Origin of the sequence: Vibrio sp. ABG19 (assembly GCF_029962385.1) — a bacterium.
GTDB classification, from domain to species: Bacteria; Pseudomonadota; Gammaproteobacteria; order Enterobacterales; family Vibrionaceae; genus Vibrio; species Vibrio ostreae.
This window is the reverse complement of the sequence record NZ_CP071708.1, coordinates 2375197-2393842: the sequence shown is the minus strand read 5'-3', so window position 1 is coordinate 2393842 and position 18646 is coordinate 2375197. Positions and strand designations below refer to the sequence as shown.

The following is an 18646-nucleotide window of genomic DNA, read 5'->3' as shown; positions in this document are numbered from 1 at the left end:
ACTAGTTTTCATCCAGCGGAAACAAACCATTGGTAAACTGGTAACAACCGCTCAAATAGAGTAAAAACTTTATATGCACTTGATTTCGCTCAAAGTAAGCCCAATTTGCTCACAAAACAGCTGGTTAAATTTGTTTCAGAATGTATCAAAATAAAGTTTGTTTCACATTTAGTAAATATATAAAGAGAACTTGCTCACATAACTATTTTTTATTTATTTCAAAATAAACTTACTGAAAAGTGGTATTTTTAATCAGCTAAATGATATTTACTCAAACCTGCTCTTGCTCTAGCCTGCTCAATGAAATTTTCCGATGCTTTGTGTTATGCTAACGTCGCTTCAAACGATCTTTACTGCGAAATAGTTGAGGTAGGTATAGCATTTCGACCTTGATTATTGACTAAAAAACCGCCCGCTGTATTGTTGCTGACAACGTAAGGAAAGCGTATTTTTAGGGAATGACGGTTCAGGAAAAGAGGCAAAACCCGGCCATTTCTTGTTCTAAGTCATTGTTGATAAAGATTTTTGTTTAGACTTTCATCAGACGTTACTGCACAATTAAATGTGCAGCTACAGAGCTATGTCTATCTATAACTAATTTAAGAGTAATCACCATGCCCATGTCGCTTGGAAGCGCATTTATCAAAAATTTCTTAGGTAAAGCGCCAGATTGGTACAAAGTTGCCATCATCGCCTTTCTGATAATAAACCCGATCGTTTTCTTTTTAATAAATCCCTTTGTTGCCGGCTGGTTATTAGTCGCGGAATTTATTTTCACCCTGGCGATGGCATTAAAATGTTATCCGCTGCAACCTGGTGGTTTATTAGCTATCGAAGCCGTTGCGATTGGCATGACCAGTCCGGAGCAGGTAAAACACGAACTGGTTGCCAATATTGAGGTGCTGCTGTTACTGGTATTCATGGTAGCGGGCATCTACTTTATGAAGCATTTACTGCTGTTTATTTTTACCAAAATTTTACTTGGGATCCGCTCAAAAGCGATTTTATCGATCGCCTTTTGTGTGGCTGCCGCCTTCCTGTCAGCCTTCCTGGACGCGCTGACTGTTATCGCGGTAATCATCAGCGTAGCGGTAGGTTTCTACTCAATCTACCACAAAGTCGCTTCCGGACGGCCGTTTAACCAGCCCCATGACCATACTCAGGATGAACAGATCCCTGAACTGACCCGTGATGACCTTGAAAACTACCGTGCCTTCCTGCGTTCGCTGCTGATGCACGCTGGTGTCGGTACTGCACTGGGTGGCGTGACCACTATGGTTGGCGAACCGCAAAACCTGATCATCGCAGACCAGGCTGGCTGGTTATTCGGTGAATTTCTGGTGCGTATGGCTCCGGTTACCCTGCCGGTATTTATCTGTGGTATCGCAACCTGCTTCCTGGTCGAGAAATTCAAAGTATTTGGTTACGGCGCTAAGTTGCCGCCAAACGTACGCAAGATCCTGATCGACTTCGATACAGAAGAGCGTAAAACCCGTACTAAACAGGATGTGGCAAAACTGTGGATTCAAGGCCTTATCGCGCTCTGGTTGATCCTTGGCCTGGCGATGCATTTAGCCGCCGTGGGGCTGATTGGTCTGTCGGTGATTATTATGGCCACCGCGTTTACCGGCGTGATTGAAGAGCATTCACTGGGTAAAGCGTTTGAAGAAGCCCTGCCATTTACGGCTCTGCTGGCGGTCTTCTTCTCTATTGTGGCTGTGATTATCGATCAGGGACTGTTCAAACCGATTATCGATGCAGTTTTGCATATCCAGGACAACGAAACTCAGTTAGCGCTGTTTTACATCGCCAACGGTCTGTTGTCGATGGTCTCGGATAATGTGTTCGTCGGTACTGTGTATATTAACGAAGTGAAAACCGCGATGATGGAAGGCGTGATCTCACGTGACCAGTTTGACTTACTGGCGGTCGCGATCAATACCGGTACCAACCTGCCTTCTGTGGCTACACCGAATGGCCAGGCAGCGTTCCTGTTCCTGCTGACTTCAGCCCTGGCACCGCTCATCCGTCTCTCTTACGGTCGCATGGTGATCATGGCTCTGCCTTACACTGTGGTACTGACCTTGGTAGGCTTAGCCGGTATCATCTACCTGGTGGAGCCGATGACAGCACAGTTCTACGATTTGGGCTGGATTACTCATCACAGCGTGCCGCATATGGAAAGCGTTGTCTCCAGCGGCCATTAAAAATTGATTGAATAGGAAACTATTCCAAGATACAAAGCTCTGAGTAATCAGAGCTTTTTTATTATTATCCAAGGACTGTCCTGTGAATATTTTATCGAGCCTTAAAACCTTTTCTGAAACTCGTCTGGCCTGGCTGTTACTGCTGCTGTTTGTGGTCTTTTTTGAGGCCTGTGCCCTATTCTTCCAGCATGTGATGATGCTGGCACCGTGTGTGATGTGTATCTATGAGCGTATTGCCATGCTCGGCATCGGAGCTGCCGCACTGATTGGTTTGGTTGCACCGCAGAATCCGGCTATACGCTGGATCGGATTAGCCGTTTGGGGCGGCAGTGCATATTCCGGCCTCAAACTCGCTTTGCAGCATGTCGATTACCAGTTTAATCCATCACCGTTTAAAACCTGCGACCTGTTTGTTACGTTTCCGGACTGGGCACCGCTCAACCAATGGGCGCCGTGGATGTTTGAAGCGTACGGCGATTGCAGCAAGGTAGTATGGCAATTTTTAAGCCTGTCCATGCCACAATGGCTGGTGATCATTTTTGCCGCCAACCTGGCAGCCGTGGCACTCTTTATCGTGGTGCAATACGCCAAACCAAAACGCTGAGCAGCTTGATAAACAGATGTTGCTTGAGACCAGAATGACAAAAAGGCGCCGGATGAGGCGCCTTCTTTATTTGCTCAGAATCTTTATTGGCTCAGAATCAATGATCTGCAGCGATAGGGCTAACTCAGTCGCGGGGCGGCGCCGGAGCCAGAACCTCGCGGTTACCATTGTGACCTGGCGCGCTGACAATCCCCTGCGCTTCCAGCTGTTCTACGATACGCGCGGCACGGTTATAACCGATTTTGAAGCGGCGCTGAACACCGGACACTGAACCACGGCGGGTTTCCACCACGTGCTCGACCACCTGGTCAAACAGCGGGTCCACTTCTTCGTCACTCTCCATTTTTTCACCAGGCAACAAACCTTCCGGCCCTTGATCGCCATTGGTAATTTCAGTGATGTAGTTAGGTTTACCGCGTGCTTTCCAGTTATTCACCACCGCATGCACATCATCGTCTGAAGCAAACGCACCATGTACCCGAACCGTATGGCTTGAGCCAGGCGGTAAGTACAACATGTCACCCATGCCGAGCAGTGATTCTGCCCCACCCTGGTCAAGAATAGTACGCGAGTCCGTCTTAGTTGATACCGTAAATGCAACCCGGGTCGGAATGTTGGCTTTAATCAGGCCGGTGATCACATCCACTGACGGGCGCTGGGTCGCCAGAATCAGGTGAATACCGGCTGCACGAGCTTTCTGAGCCAGACGGGCAATCAGCTCTTCGACTTTCTTACCCACCACCATCATCAGATCAGCAAACTCGTCGACCACGACCACAATATAAGGCAGTTTCTCCAGCAGTGGCGCTTCAGGGTCCATGCTGTCACCAGGCTGCCACAATGGGTCATGGATCGGATGACCCGCTTCAGCTGCCATTTTAAGCTTGTCGTTGAAGCCTTTAATATTACGCACGCCCAAAGCAGACATCAGCTTGTAGCGGCGCTCCATCTCGCCCACACACCAGCGCAGGGCATTGGATGCGTCTTTCATGTCAGTCACCACCTCAGACAGCAGGTGCGGAATCCCTTCATAAATCGACAACTCGAGCATTTTCGGGTCAATCATGATGAAACGCACATCTTCCGGCGTGGATTTGTACAACATACTCAGGATCATCACGTTCACACCAACCGATTTACCGGATCCCGTGGTACCTGCCACTAATACGTGCGGCATCTTAGCCAGATCGGCCACCACAGCTTCGCCGGCGATATCCTGACCCAGTACCACAGTCGTTGGTGATTTAGACTGCTCAAACTGCGGGCTGTTAATCACGTCTGACAGATACACGGTCTGGCGGCTCATATTCGGCAGCTCAAGGCCAACGTATGGCTTACCGGGAATGACTTCCACCACCCGTACCGCCATCGCGGACAGAGAACGTGCTAAATCCATCGACAGACTGGAAATACGGCTAACTTTAACCCCCGGAGCCAAATCCAGCTCAAAACGGGTGATCACCGGACCAGGGAAGATATCGACAACCTCAGCCTGGATCTTGTAATCAGCCAGTTTGGACTCCACCAGACGGGCAATCTCTTCCAACGCTTCGCGGTCAATAAAGTCTTCCCGCTTTTCCGGATGATAGAGCAGTTCCAGAGTCGGCATCGGTTCAGCCGGCTTAGGCAGATTGACCTCTTGCTGAACCAGGAACGGGTTCTGTTTGCCGGCCATATTAGCCTGGGCCTCAGAGACCATAGTCTGGAAGGCTTTCACATCCTGATCCTGGTCGTCGTCCTCTTCTTCCAGCCACTCAGGTTGAGAGTCCTCAGCAGCATCCTGGTAGTCAGCAGACATCTCAGGCTGTTGCGACTCTTCGTCATCCAGCACATCAAAATTAGAAATCGTCGGCTCAATATGCGCGTCATCCTGCTCGACATCAGCGATGGTTTGATCGAATTCCTGCACATCAACGCGAGGTGCGCTGAACGGCTCTTCCTCAATGACAGGCTCTGCGGTGTATGCAGCAGGCTGTGACTGCACCGGCTCAGTTTGGTGCGCTTGGTTCACTTCATCCCAAGGCAAGGTATCGTCTGCCCAATCATCCTGCTCGCGGGCAGCAAATTCCAGCTCTTCAATCGTAGAACCCAACTGAGCCGTGCGCTCCGGCTCATCGGAGTCATCCTGCGCGTAATGGTAAACCGGTGCCGGCTTGCTCACAGGCTGAGCCTGAGCTGGCTGGCTTGGCGCTGGCTGCACTTTACGGACCGCAGGTTCGCTGCGTTCCGGCATATGAATATTAAAGCGGCGTTCATTGTCTGAAGCCCGCGGCGAACTCACCTGCGCTTGTGGCTCAGGATTCGCTTGTCGGGCAGGCTGCGCGCTCAACATCGGCTCTGACTTGCCGGCGAGCGGATCCGCCACTAAATCGTCGTCTTCTGAATCAAATCCATCCAACAAATGGTGATCGGCAGCAAAGGCAGGTTCACTGCGCTCGTCGATTCGGGCAGACATCAGCTGCGGTGAAACCAGTTCATCTTTTTCACCGCGCATGCGATTCAACAGACGATTAAAACCACGGATGCTCGCCTCACCAAGACGCTCAACAATACTCAGCCAGGAAATACCGGTCAGCAGAGTGAAACCCGCGCCCCACAGAAAAAGCAGCGCCAGTGTCGTGCCAAGCACGTTCAGAGTCGGCAGAGCCAGGCTGGAGAGTACATCCCCGACCACGCCACCGGAAGAGAAATACCAGATATCGTCAAAGTTGATATCCGCTAAGCCGCAACTGGTCAGCATCAGAACCACTAACCCCAGCAGGCGGGTACCCCACAACATAAAATCGATGTTTTCATCGGCATCGCGGTTACGCAGCAAAATCCAGGCTGTTGCGGTCAGGATGACCGGCAGCGGATAGGCCAGTGAGCCAAAAACAAAAAACAGGGTATCAGCCACCCAGGCACCGACGATACCACCGGCGTTCTGGATATCTGAGCCCCAGGCCGTTTGCGACCAGGAAGGATCCGCCGGATTGAAAGTCAACAGGGCGACAGCAAGAAGAATAGAAGCCAATACGGCCAGAATCAGACCGCATTCACGAAGACGTTGTGCACCATTGAGGCGAGAAGACTGAGGCTCTTCACTCGTCTTAATAATGGTCTCAACTTTATTGTTGTTCTCTTTGAACATAAACCAACTTGACTATGATGATGGCCAACCTGGCTAACACTATACGCAGGTTGGTCTGGTGAAAACAGTCCGAGCGGCAAAAGCCGCTCGGTTTGTTCGAAGATTTAACCATATCAAGCACAAAAACCCAATTGTACAAAGTCAGAATGTGGCAAGAAGTACCACTATTCTGACTTTTACTCTTTAGCGGGTCTTGATAACAAGCTGGTTAGTCTGCTTCACTTCTTCCATAACCACGTACGTACGCGTGTCGTTTACACCCGGCAAACGCAGCAGCGTATCACCCAGCAGTTTACGATACGCGCCCATGTCGGATACGCGAGTCTTGAGCAAGTAGTCGAAATCACCCGATACGAGGTGGCATTCCTGAATATCATCCAGTTTTTGAACCGCAGTATTAAACTGTTCAAATACATCCGGAGCACCACGGTTCAGCGTAATTTCGACAAACACCAAAAGCGAAGCATCAAGATATTGCGGATTCAGCAATGCTGTGTAGCCCGTAATATAACCCTGACGTTCTAAACGACGAACGCGTTCTAAACAGGGTGTTGGCGAAAGACCAACACGTTTAGACAATTCAACGTTCGAAATGCGACCGTCTTTCTGCAATTCATTCAAAATATTGCGATCGATACGGTCTAGATCCTTGGACGGCCTTTTATAGTTGTCTGCCATTTTTTATTCCACCTTATTACTTCCTTGCAAAAAAATATACTACAACTTTTTAATATTCGGTATCAAATCCCACATAACGCTGACTATACTAGCAATAAATTCGATACAAAAACCTGCTGATAGTCAATACAACCACGTAAAGATAAGGAGTCAGGATGATCATTGGCGTACCGAAGGAAATCAAAAACCACGAGTATCGTGTGGGCATGATTCCGGCAAGCGTGAGAGAAGTGCTCTCACACGGCCACCAAGTGTTTGTCGAAACAAACGCCGGAGCCGGTATCGGCTTTTCAGACGATGATTACATCGCCGTAGGCGCATCCATTCTTCCTACTGCCGCCGACGTTTTCACGCAGGCAGATATGATTGTAAAGGTTAAGGAACCTCAAGCTGTCGAACGAGCTATGCTCAGAGAAGGACAAATATTATTTACTTATTTGCACCTCGCTCCAGATTTTCCACAAACTGAAGAGCTAATCAAGAGCAAAGCTGTCTGCATAGCCTACGAGACTGTAACAGATAATATGGGTCGCTTACCACTATTAGCACCAATGTCTGAAGTCGCCGGGCGCATGTCTATTCAAGCGGGTGCACTTGTACTCGAAAAATCACGCGGTGGCAGTGGATTATTACTCGGTGGCGTCCCGGGTGTCGCCCCGGCCAAAGTGGTTATTCTCGGTGGTGGCGTCGTGGGTGCCAACGCGGCGCGCATGGCCATCGGTCTGCGTGCAGATGTGACGATTCTCGACCGTAATATCGATGTATTACGCCATCTTGATCAAGAGTTCCAGGGCCGGGCCAACGTGGTTTTTTCTACTGAAGATGCCATTGAACACCATGTGCTGAATGCTGATCTGGTTATCGGTGCGGTCCTTATCCCGGGAGCGGCAGCGCCGAAACTGGTGACTGAGCAGCATATCAAGGCCATGAAGCCTGGCTCTGCGGTGGTTGATGTCGCAATCGATCAGGGCGGCTGTTTTGCCACTTCCCACCCGACCACCCATGCCGACCCGACGTTTATCGTCGATGATGTGGTGCACTATTGTGTCGCCAATATGCCCGGTGCGGTCGCGCGGACTTCAACCTTTGCCCTCAATAATGCAACCCTGCCCTATATCATCAAACTGGCTAACCTGGGTTACCAGCGTGCACTGAGCCAGGATCCCGGCTTCCTCAAAGGGTTGAATGTGATATACGGGAAAGTGACCTGTCAGCAGGTCGCCGAAAACTTTAACCTCGACTACGTAGACCCGGCACGTGCGCTGACCATGATTAGTTAAACGAATTCGGTTCAGTTAAGCAAAAACAATTCAGCTAAACGACGACGCTCCTGCCGCAATGGAACGGCAGGAGCGTCGCGTTATTCGATAAATTAGTTATTAATTATGAGAAAAAAATCTGACAAACCGGCTTCATCACCCGGACTTAACGGCATGAATCAGGATATTACGCGGCGTTGTGGCCCGGTCGCAGAATTCGCTCAGGGTCACCTGGTAACCTTGCTCGTTCAGGTAAAGCGCTTTATCCAGCACTAACCACATTTCCAGCAAACGTCTGAATCCCTGTTGAACCAGACTCAGTCGTTCCATTAACCAAAAGCGCTGCTCACCACGCTGCTGATAGCCCGCATAATCGACCTCAGGCAAACTGAGCTGTTTTTGCTGCGCCGCCCACTGGCAGAAAGCTTCAAAGCCTGCACTCAACTGAGATTTTTTAATGCTCGGCACAGGCAGGTATTGCTCCATGCTCAGTTCATGCCTGAGCAGTTCATCCAGTCCGAGCCGATAACTCATCTCAGCAAAACGGTGACGTCGTACCCGTTCGCCTCCAGTGACCGTTTCCTGAAGCGGAATACGCAATTCGCTCCGTGAAAGATGCAGAGCTGAATTCCGGGCGAATTGTGATAGTGGCTGATACGTTTCATCTTCAATCAAATGGTAACAGCACGGGGATAAGGTAATCGCACTCAGTGATGCCCGGCTGGCATATTGCATCAGACGAACATGCAGATCGCCGCAGGCGTGCAACGCCACCGCGTGCTGCTGCCGATGAAAAACGGCCTGACTCGCGCCATCAAACGCATCGCCCTGAATAAAGTGCATCTCCAGTTCCAGTGCGTCCGCGTCTGCCTGACCACTCTCACACAGCGCTTGCTGAAACTCAAAACTGGTCACGCGCTGCTGACTGTTTTGTGCCAGCACCCGGCCCAGATAACCTTTACCGGAACACCACTCCAGCCACTCACTACCGTGATGGTGTGCTAACGCTGCCCCGCCCATTAACCGAACCTGATCGTATTTACGGCCCGGAACACCCTGCTCAATAGCGGTCAGCTCGGGCGCACTGTGCTGACTCTTGTGCAGTGCCGTCAAAGTATGGAAATCAGTAAGATTGGCAATAAACGGCGCCAGTTGCTCAATCAGCGTATCCGGCTGCGCTTTGAATGTCTCTATCTGGCGCTCAGAGAGGCCAAGTAACCACTCTTTCAGCTTTGGCTCTGACCACGGCAGTGCAGGCTCTGCACTGTGATGAAATGGCTCGAAACGCCAGTAATTCTGGGTATGAGTCAGAAAGGTATCGAGCTGTTGAAATAGAGTTTGCATACGCATCGGTGTCGCCTTGCCGCAGGGAACGCTATTGTATGAATCCCGGCTACAAGATCAATCATTGCACCGCACAATCCGCACGGCTGTCGTTGACGAGCAACGATAATCGTTAACCAACCCATTCAATTGTTCGTAAACCAACTCAGTACTTAGCAAACTAATCGTCAACGTACCGGCAGGTCGATGTCGCGGAACATCTCTTCAATCTCGGCACCCGATTTAAGTGAAATGGCTTGTTCAACCACAGGACGAGTCAGATGAGGGGCAAAACGCTCCATAAAATCAAACATATAAGAACGCAGGAAAGTACCGCGACGAAAACCGATACTGGTTACGCTCGGGCCGAAGATATGGCTGGCATCAATCGCAACCAGATCTTTGTCCTGCTCTTTGTCCACGGCCATACTGGCAATCAGGCCGACACCAATCCCCATGCGGACATAGGTTTTAATCACGTCAGCATCGGTGGCCGTGAACACGACCCGCGGACTGAGACCAAAACGGTGAAACGCGGCATCCAGCTCTGAGCGGCCGGAAAAGCCGAACACATAAGTCACCAGCGGGTAAGCGGCCAGATCAGCGACACTGACCAGCTCCTTCTTTGCTAAAGGATGGTCTTTGCTGACCACAATCGCACGATTCCAATGATAACAAGGCAACATAATGGCATCCTGATACAGGTGCATGGCCTCGGTCGCAATGGCAAAATTGGCGCTGCCTTTGACTATCGCTTCTGACATCTGCGCCGGACTGCCCTGATGAAGATGCAGCGAGACTTTCGGATAGCGGGCAGTGAACCCCTTGATGACGCCCGGCAGCGCATAACGGGCCTGAGTGTGGGTGGTGGCAATATTTAAGGTACCCATTTCAGGATGGGTGTGTTCACCGGCCACCGATTTAATACTTTCCACCCGCGACAAAATCTCAGTTGCGATTCTGACAATATCTTCGCCGGCCTGGGTTACCTGAGTCAGGTGCTTACCACTGCGTTCAAAAATCTGGATACCCAGTTCATCTTCCAGCAAGCGAACTTGCTTACTGATGCCGGGCTGAGAGGTATAAAGACTTTCGGCGGTAGCTGATACGTTCAGATTGTGATTGACCACTTCAACAATGTATTTCAACTGCTGCAACTTCATAACCGACCCTGTAGATTTTGAGCGACGCACGTCATCGCAAATTCATAGTTTATAATTATTAGTTATAACGCGTTGAGAACATAATTCAAAGAGGAACGGCGAAATTGTTTTTGAAAACACTGCCCTTTTCGAGCAACTGAAGAAAAAACTGCCACCGGGCACCCAAAGTTACCAATCCGTTAAAGCGTCTGCGCAATAAACAGACGATAATACGATTTATAAAATTGTTGGTGTAGTAGAAAGTTAGGATAGTGTATCCTTTGTCAATAGGCCTTTGAAAATGAAGACACGGATTATATGAATATCGGTTTAATTATCGCTCTGATTGCCATCTTATTGGTGCTGGTTTTGGGCTATAACATCATGCTTCAGTACAAAGTCAAAGTTGAAACCGCGAAGAAGCAAGAGTCATCCCGTTACCTGACCATCATCGATGCCACTGAGGATCTCATCGGTAATGCGCACCATTTGCCCTACAGCAAAGAGTTATTGGTGTGCCTTAACAACCGGATTCTCGACGCACTGCAAAACATGTACGAACTCGATCCGAAGAACAAGCAACTGGCGCAGCGCATCGAGAACATGAAAGAGCAGATCAACAATCTGCAGCAAAATCATTCCGGCAGTGAGAGTACAACCTTTAAAGTGCCAAGCAGCGATAAACAGGCGATTGTGATGCTCAAACTGGTGAAGCGTCTGCGCGATACTATTCGCAGTGAACACAATAAAGGCCGTTTTGAAACTCAGGCTTATGTGGCAGAAAATGCACGCCTGGAGACCATTCAAATTCGCATCAACATCGAGAACGTGATTAAACGCGCCAACGACTCGATTGTGCGTGGTCAGCCAGGAACAGCAGTACAACTGCTGCGCAAAGGCCTTGATGTTCTGAGTTCGAAGAGCGACAGCTATTCGGTACAGGCTCGGGAAAAGCTGCAAACCATGTACGACGATCTCGAAAAACGTCGCCAGAGCAAAAATGCGGCGGATTTGGAGAAGAAAGAAGAAAGCGAACGCCAGCACGACATGGACATGCTCTTTGGCGAAAAGAAAAAATGGTAATATACTAGCCGTTTTCGAACCGATTAATTAACACAAAGGTCGCCAAGGCGGCCTTTGTTATTGTTGCGACCATGATAAATACCCCTGCGATTGAAAAACTTCTCGAGCCTATCCATCAGTTTCTGCATTGCGAGACCCCGGTTGAATGGATAGAGGAAGCGCGTAAGCCGGACAACCTGCCGGTCATTCTGCTTGATCACCTGATGTGTGAGCTCAAGGCAGGCCAGTCAGCCATGTATCTGATTCGTAAGTATGCGGTAGACCAACAGAGCCAGCACTCGCTGCTCGACTGGTTTAAACCTTATGAAGACTTTACCTATCGCAACATTGGCAGCATTGAGACGCTGAAAGGCAAAAGTCAGATCTCCAAGGCTATCATGGCCAAATCAGATTCGCCCTACAGCCAGGATCTGATTGATAAGATGGTATTACTGATCAAAGAAGAATTGCACCACTTCTATCAGGTACTGGAAATCATGCACAGCAGAGGCATCAGTTACGAATCAATTCCGGCCAGCCGCTACGCCAAAGGATTGCTGTCGCATATGAAAACCCATGAGCCGCAAACCCTGATCGACAAACTGATCATCGGTGCGTACATTGAGGCCCGCTCATGCGAGCGCTTTGCGCGCCTGGCACCTCACCTCGATGATGATATCGCCAAATTTTATATCTCGTTGCTGCGCTCAGAAGCGCGTCATTATCAGGATTACCTCAGGCTGGCTGAGCAGATTGCCGGGACAGACATTTCACAGCGCATTGCCTATTTTGGCCAGATAGAAGCAGAATTGATTCGCTCGCCGGACAGTGATTTTAAATTTCACAGCGGTAAGCCAGTGTTAAACTGAGGCCTGCGTTAAACAGAAGCCCGTGTGAAACAGAAGCTAGTGTGAAACAGAAGACTCACTGCCTGGCTATGCAAAGCCAGGCAGTAAAAAGGTCAGCCTGTGAGCTGACCTTTTTCGTTTTGTCCGAGCCTAGCAAAGATTTACACCAGCGAGGCGTTAATCGCCGTCAGAACTTTGGCCGGATCGGTGGCCTGAGTGATTGGACGACCGATAACCAGGTAATCCGACCCTGCCTGAAGCGCTTCATATGGCGTCATAATACGGCGCTGGTCACCCGCATCAGAGCCCGCAGGGCGAATACCCGGAGTCACCAGTTTGAACTCTTTACCCAGGCCCCGTTTCAGCACTGACGCTTCCTGTGCCGAACACACCACGCCATCCAGACCCGCATTCTTGGTCAGAGTCGCCAGACGCATCACTTGCTGCGCAGGTGCGACATCCAAACCGATCCCGGCCAGGTCGCTCTGTTCCATACTGGTCAGCACAGTGACTGCGATCAGCAACGGACGATCTTTACCGTAGGGCTCAAGAATTTCGCGTGATGCGGTCATCATGCGTTCCCCACCGCTGGCGTGAACATTGACCATCCAGACACCCAGTTCAGCAGCAGCACGAACCGCTTTGGAACAGGTATTTGGGATATCGTGGAATTTCAGATCCAGAAAAACCGAAAAGCCCCTTTTGTGTAGTTCACGAACGAATTCCGGACCAAAGAGCGTAAACATCTCTTTGCCGACTTTTAACCGGCAACTGGCAGGGTCGATCTTGTCGACAAATGCCAGGGCATCCGCTTGGTTGTCATAATCCAGTGCAACGATCACTTTCTGGTCGTTCATTTCTACTCCTAAGATATGCTTTTAGCCTATAAAAATGCAGCTCATACAAGCTGCAAATCTGAAACAACCGGCGTAAGGCCAATCATTATTTATTCTCCGTCCAAGCCTCGAATCGGCTTGATCGAACCCCACCCCTTACATGAAGGACAATGCCAGTATAGTGAATGGGTAGAAAAACCGCAGCGGCGGCAACGATAATGCGGTTTGACTTTGAGCTGCTCACCAACCAACTTTTGCAAAGTCGACAAACTGGCCTTGGCACGGCCCTCTTCCGCTTCGGCAATATGGTAATCGATCAGGCGATAAAAGCCTTTCATGGTCGGGTTTTTAACCAGCTGACGGGTTAATAGCTCCTGTGCTGAAGCCACGCCTTCATGTTGCGCGACCAGTTGAGCCAGCATCAGCTCCGCAGATACCCCTGCCTTGTTCGAGATACATTCACGCAGAAACTGAACCAGTTCCTGCTCACGGCCGAGGTGGTGATAGCATTCCGCCAGTGTCGGCAGGACTTCACCAATGAAATCGATATCCTGTTCGAGCACCTTTTCCATGTATTGAATGGTTTTGTCATACTCTTCATTCTCGAGATGCAGCTTACCCAGAGAGATGCTGGCTCGCACGCATTTAGGATCTTCCTGCAAGGCCTTTTTAAACAGGTTAATCGCTTTGCTGTTATTGCTGTCTGCTTTTTCCAGCATGGCCAGCTCACACCAGTAATGGGCAATGCTGGTTTTCATCCGTTTACGGCCCATCTTGACCAGTGCCTGCGCGGCATCAATAGCTTTATGCCATTCACGGGTTTGCTGGTAGATAGACGCCAGTTGTTGCAGCGCCGACTCACGATGTTCCGGCTCATCGACCAACTGCTCAAAGATTTTCTCAGCCCGATCCAGAAAACCGGACACCATGTAATCTTTAGCCAGTTGCTGCAACGCCAGATTTTTCTGGTCTATGGTCAGCCCGGAGCGGGAGATAAGATTCTGGTGGATGCGGATAGCGCGATCCACTTCGCCGCGCGAACGAAACAGGTTACCCAACGCCAGGTGGGTATCAATGGTTTCATTGTCGACTTGCAACAGTTCAATAAAGTGATCAACCGCTTTGTCTGACTGATCAGACAACAGCAGGTTAAGACCCGTCACGTACTGACGGGAAATTTGGTGGGAATGTTTCTGCTTGTCTTGCTGGGCACTACGATTACCCATATACCACCCGTAAGCGGCAGCAATTGGCAATAACAAGAAGAGGATTTCTAACATCTAAAAACGACCTTATTCGATATTCGCTTTCTGCTCTGAAACGTCGTTGGCCGATGACTGTTTTTTCAGCTTTCTGTTTAGCTTGCGAATTTCAAGTTGTGATTTTAAATGCATGCTGCCAAAAATGAGCCAGGCAATCAGAAAACCAACCACAAACACTGAACCCAGAAGGGTAGATAAATGGAACTCGCCCTGTGCCAGCAGATAATTGAAAGTCACTATCTCCTGATTCTGCGAGCCTAATGCCAACGCAATCAGGAAGAGAGCAAGTAACACCACGATTTTTATTATTTTCATAATCCATTACCTATCTATTCACGAATACAAGCACCCTGATTATGCAGGAAAACAGCCTGACAAACCATGGCTATTATCGGTACTTCAGCGCTTTTAAACGTATTTTTGCAGCGTATGTAGACGCATTAACCGCTGCCCGATAAAGAGTGTGTTTAATTCAACACCAATCCGGGATCTCACCATAGTCTGGATAGCACTGACAGGCCGGGCACGACATCAGATCGCAAAAAAGCGGCACACTGAGACAGTATGCCGCTTTAACAAAATTCGCTACTTAAATCAGATAGCTTCGTTTACACGCTCACGAAGCTCTTTACCTGGTTTGAAATGAGGAACGTACTTACCTTCCAATTCCACCTTCTCACCGGTTTTCGGATTACGTCCGACTCGAGGCTCACGATAGTGCAAAGAGAAACTACCGAAACCACGAATTTCGATGCGTTCCCCATCTTCTAAGGTTTTCGCCATGTGCTCAAGAATGTCCTTCACCGCGTCTTCGATCTCTTTCGCAGACAAGTGGGTTTGCTCGGCACAGAGTCTTTCAATTAATTCAGACTTAGTCATAGTTTCCCTCTTCGAGTTTTTACCTGATTATAGTCAGTATTCTCAGTTCCAACAAACACTTGCTTAATATTGTAGGAAAAGATTTCAAACTTAACTAAATCTTTTCATCACTCAAATCAGCCGTTGACTGTGTCAGCACGCTGTAGAGCTTAAAAACAGAGGCTTTCAAGTGTGTGGTCAAGCAAGATAAAAAAAGGAGCCTTACGGCTCCTTTTTATTCAGCGATAATTAAATTATTCGCCTTTAGCTGCTTTGAAAGCGTCAGCCATTGCGTTACCGAATGCGCCGTCATCTTGCTTGTTGATAGATGCCATTGCTTCTTGCTCTTCAGCTTCGTCTTTCGCTTTGATAGACAGGTTGATTACGCGGTTCTTACGGTCAACACCAGTAAATTTCGCTTCAACGCTGTCACCAACGTTCAGGATCAGAGTCGCATCTTCTACGCGGTCACGAGAAACTTCAGATGCACGGATGTAACCTTCAACGCCGTCTTCCAGCTCGATAGTTGCGCCTTTCGCGTCAACTGCAGTTACAGTACCGTTAACCAGAACACCTTTCTTGTTGTCTGCAACGTAAGCGTTGAATGGGTCATTTTCCATTTGCTTAACGCCCAGAGAAATGCGCTCACGCTCTGCGTCTACTGCTAGAACTACTGCAGAGATTTCGTCGCCTTTCTTGTAATCACGTACTGCTTCTTCACCTGGAACGTTCCAAGAGATGTCAGACAGGTGAACCAGACCGTCGATGCCGCCGTCAAGACCGATGAAGATACCGAAGTCAGTGATAGACTTGATCTTACCAGTTACTTTGTCGCCTTTAGCTTGTAGCTCAGCGAATGACTGCCATGGGTTAGCTTTACACTGTTTCAGGCCTAGAGAGATACGACGACGTTCTTCGTCGATATCCAGAACCATAACCTCAACTTCGTCGCCAACATTAACAACTTTAGATGGGTGGATGTTCTTGTTAGTCCAGTCCATTTCAGAAACGTGTACCAGACCTTCAACGCCTTCTTCGATTTCAACGAAGCAGCCGTAATCAGTCAGGTTAGTAACACGACCAGTCAGTTTGTGACCTTCTGGGTAACGCTTAGCGATTGCTACCCATGGATCTTCACCCAGCTGTTTCAGACCTAGTGATACGCGAGTACGCTCACGGTCGAACTTAAGAACTTTAACTGTGATTTCATCACCAACGTTAACGATCTCAGATGGGTGCTTAACGCGTTTCCAAGCCATGTCAGTGATGTGCAGAAGACCGTCAACACCACCAAGGTCAACGAATGCACCGTAGTCAGTAAGGTTCTTAACGATACCTTTAACTTCAGTACCTTCTTGCAGAGTCTCAAGAAGTTCGTCACGCTCAACGCTGTTTTCAGATTCGATAACAGCACGACGAGAAACAACGACGTTGTTACGCTTCTGGTCCAGCTTGATTACTTTGAACTCTAGCTCTTTGTTTTCCAGGTGAGCAGTATCACGGATAGGACGTACATCAACCAGTGAACCTGGCAGGAATGCACGGATACCGTTCAGTTCAACAGTGAAACCGCCTTTAACTTTACCGTTGATGATACCAACAACAGTTTCAGCTTCTTCGTAAGCTTTCTCAAGAACGATCCAAGCTTCGTGACGTTTCGCTTTCTCACGAGAAAGTTGAGTTTCACCGAAACCGTCTTCAACAGCGTCAAGTGCTACGTCTACTTCAGAACCAACTTCAACTTCAAGTTCGCCAGCAGCGTTCTTGAACTGTTCAGCAGGGATTGCAGACTCAGACTTAAGACCAGCGTCAACCAGTACGTAGCCGTTTTCGATAGCAACTACAGTACCTTTAACGATAGTACCTTGTTGGAATTCAGTCTCGTTTAGAAACTCTTCAAAGAGTTGAGCAAAAGATTCAGTCATTTAATTAATCTTCAATAAGTAAACTACCACGGGTGTCCTACCACATGGGGTTATTAAATTCGCCGGTCATCATCCTTGCGACCAACGCTCTTAACTGACGTGGTTTATTCCGCCAGCTTCGATTCGATATATTGTAGTGCCTTTTCTACCACTTCGTCGATAGACATTTCGGTAGAATCAAGCAACAGCGCATCCTCTGCAGGGCGTAATGGAGCCACTGGGCGGTTACGATCACGATCGTCACGCTCTTGGATTTCGCTTAAAAGGGCGTCAAATTTAACATCAAGCCCTTTCAGTTGCAACTGCTTGAATCGACGACGTGCACGCTCTTCGGCACTGGCGTCCAAGAAAATTTTCACTTCAGCCTGCGGGAAGACAACCGTTCCCATATCGCGGCCATCCGCAACCAGACCTTTTTCATCGGCAAATGCACGTTGACGGCGCAACAATGCTTCACGAACACGTGGTAAAGCAGCGACTCTTGAGGCTGCCATTCCGGTCTCTTCTTTGCGCAGCTCTTTCGACACATCCTCGCCTTCCAGAATCACTTTGACGAGATCGCCTTCCGCAATAAACTGGACATCAAGGTGCGTTGCCAGCGGCACAAGTGCATCTTCTGATTCGATATCGACACCGTGATGAATGGCAGCCAGAGCCAGCACACGATAAATGGCACCAGAATCTAAAAGATGAAAACCGAGTTTGTTAGCCAACAGCATGCAAAGCGTACCTTTACCCGCTCCGCTTGGTCCATCAACGGTAATCACCGGTGTTTGAGAGGACATGTTTTACTCCACTTTGTTTTTGTTCGCGACGGATTCTGTCTGCGATTTACCGGCGGCAAATTATAGTTGGAATCGTCTCCGGGTGCTAGGCAGGATTGGGTAAACGGTTATATTTTGCTACAAAACAGAAAACAAAAACTCAGATCTGGGATCTGAGTTTTTTCTCATTATGGGCTGTGGCAGGTAACAGACAATAGCAACAGAGCAAGACTTTAGAAAAGAGCAGTCGCAACGTACTCTTGACCGCAAAAACCTGCACATGGCCCAATAGCGGATCTTCTGACTAAAGGCCTAGAGCAGAATGCGCGCTTCGTTTTTCGCCACGGTGGCCTCCCCTATCCCCTTAACCTTGGTCAGATCCTGCTTGGTTTGGAACTGTCCGTTAGCCTGTCGGTAATCAACAATGGCTTGCGCTTTTTTCAGCCCTATCCCGGACAACAGCGTCGCGATCTCTTCGGCAGAAGCTGAGTTAACATTCACCGTGATTTCGATACCCTGTGACGTTTCGGCTTGCACCGGATTCTCTTCTGCGGCAGCCAATGCATTTGCAGCAGGCCAGCTCAACGCCAGTAATGCAGACAACAGTAAAGATTTAAGTTTCATCGTGGACTCTCCTTGTTAGGTTATGAGCCCCGATAATAGGGGAAGCGGAAAGGCGCATCTAACGCCAACACGACAAAGTAAAATGGGCTGCATTCGCAGCCCATTCTGTTAAACATCTCAGTTA

General features: G+C 49.0%; 16 protein-coding genes. 5 read left to right on the top strand and 11 right to left on the bottom strand.

The genetic code is table 11. The features are described from left to right. The first annotated feature begins 614 nt into the window (after positions 1-614). Both nhaB and dsbB read left to right on the top strand, forming a co-directional pair. The gene (gene nhaB / locus J0X00_RS17240; RefSeq protein WP_282477303.1) at positions 615-2207 is read left to right on the top strand and encodes a Na(+)/H(+) antiporter NhaB; all 1593 of its coding nucleotides are present in this window, start codon (positions 615-617) and stop codon (positions 2205-2207) included. 82 nt (positions 2208-2289) lie between these two features. After that, entirely contained in the window at positions 2290-2811 is a 522-nt protein-coding gene (gene dsbB / locus J0X00_RS17235; protein WP_218563298.1) for a disulfide bond formation protein DsbB, read from the top strand. 124 nt (positions 2812-2935) lie between these two features. Here dsbB and J0X00_RS17230 read toward each other — a convergent pair whose 3' ends face one another. Continuing rightward, complete coding sequence (locus J0X00_RS17230) at positions 2936-5941, bottom strand: DNA translocase FtsK (protein WP_136484241.1); 3006 nt, start codon at positions 5939-5941, stop codon at positions 2936-2938. A gap of 183 nt (positions 5942-6124) precedes the next feature. After that, complete coding sequence (gene lrp, locus J0X00_RS17225) at positions 6125-6619, bottom strand: leucine-responsive transcriptional regulator Lrp (RefSeq protein ID WP_004726475.1); 495 nt, start codon at positions 6617-6619, stop codon at positions 6125-6127. Positions 6620-6774: 155 nt separating this feature from the next. Between lrp and ald the strand changes: the two genes are divergently transcribed. After that, positions 6775-7899 (top strand): alanine dehydrogenase, encoded by a 1125-nt coding sequence (ald, locus tag J0X00_RS17220; protein ID WP_136484242.1) that lies wholly within the window; start codon positions 6775-6777, stop codon positions 7897-7899. Between the two features lie 135 nt (positions 7900-8034). Here the strand turns inward: ald and J0X00_RS17215 are convergent, their stop codons facing one another. Together J0X00_RS17215 and cysB are read right to left on the bottom strand one after the other, a co-directional pair. Next, on the bottom strand, positions 8035-9222 hold the full coding sequence (locus J0X00_RS17215; protein WP_282477302.1) for a methyltransferase: 1188 nt from the start codon (positions 9220-9222) through the stop codon (positions 8035-8037). 167 nt (positions 9223-9389) lie between these two features. Continuing rightward, positions 9390-10364: an HTH-type transcriptional regulator CysB gene (gene cysB / locus J0X00_RS17210; RefSeq protein WP_136484244.1), complete on the bottom strand. Its 975-nt coding sequence runs from the start codon at positions 10362-10364 to the stop codon at positions 9390-9392. 297 nt (positions 10365-10661) lie between these two features. Between cysB and J0X00_RS17205 the strand changes: the two genes are divergently transcribed. Next, on the top strand, positions 10662-11426 hold the full coding sequence (locus J0X00_RS17205) for a DNA repair protein (RefSeq protein ID WP_136484245.1): 765 nt from the start codon (positions 10662-10664) through the stop codon (positions 11424-11426). A gap of 71 nt (positions 11427-11497) precedes the next feature. Further along, on the top strand, positions 11498-12274 hold the full coding sequence (locus J0X00_RS17200; protein ID WP_282477301.1) for a tRNA isopentenyl-2-thiomethyl-A-37 hydroxylase MiaE: 777 nt from the start codon (positions 11498-11500) through the stop codon (positions 12272-12274). A 140-nt stretch (positions 12275-12414) separates the two neighbouring features. Here J0X00_RS17200 and pyrF read toward each other — a convergent pair whose 3' ends face one another. The 7 genes from pyrF to J0X00_RS17165 form a co-directional block, all read right to left on the bottom strand. Next, on the bottom strand, positions 12415-13110 hold the full coding sequence (gene pyrF / locus J0X00_RS17195) for an orotidine-5'-phosphate decarboxylase (protein WP_282477300.1): 696 nt from the start codon (positions 13108-13110) through the stop codon (positions 12415-12417). An 89-nt stretch (positions 13111-13199) separates the two neighbouring features. Beyond that, a complete protein-coding gene (gene lapB, locus J0X00_RS17190; protein ID WP_218563303.1) occupies positions 13200-14369 on the bottom strand; it encodes a lipopolysaccharide assembly protein LapB in 1170 nt (389 codons plus the stop codon). 12 nt (positions 14370-14381) lie between these two features. Further along, entirely contained in the window at positions 14382-14666 is a 285-nt protein-coding gene (locus J0X00_RS17185; RefSeq protein WP_136484249.1) for a lipopolysaccharide assembly protein LapA domain-containing protein, read from the bottom strand. 279 nt (positions 14667-14945) lie between these two features. Next, positions 14946-15230 carry an integration host factor subunit beta gene (gene ihfB / locus J0X00_RS17180; protein ID WP_136484250.1) on the bottom strand — a complete coding sequence of 95 codons (285 nt, stop codon included), beginning with the start codon at positions 15228-15230 and terminating at the stop codon, positions 14946-14948. Positions 15231-15463: 233 nt separating this feature from the next. Continuing rightward, a complete protein-coding gene (gene rpsA, locus J0X00_RS17175; RefSeq protein ID WP_282477299.1) occupies positions 15464-17134 on the bottom strand; it encodes a 30S ribosomal protein S1 in 1671 nt (556 codons plus the stop codon). Positions 17135-17238: 104 nt separating this feature from the next. Beyond that, positions 17239-17919, bottom strand: a complete 681-nt coding sequence (cmk, locus tag J0X00_RS17170; RefSeq protein WP_136484252.1) for a (d)CMP kinase — start codon at positions 17917-17919, stop codon at positions 17239-17241. A 291-nt stretch (positions 17920-18210) separates the two neighbouring features. Beyond that, entirely contained in the window at positions 18211-18522 is a 312-nt protein-coding gene (locus J0X00_RS17165; protein WP_136484253.1) for a ComEA family DNA-binding protein, read from the bottom strand. Between the last annotated feature and the right edge of the window lie 124 nt (positions 18523-18646).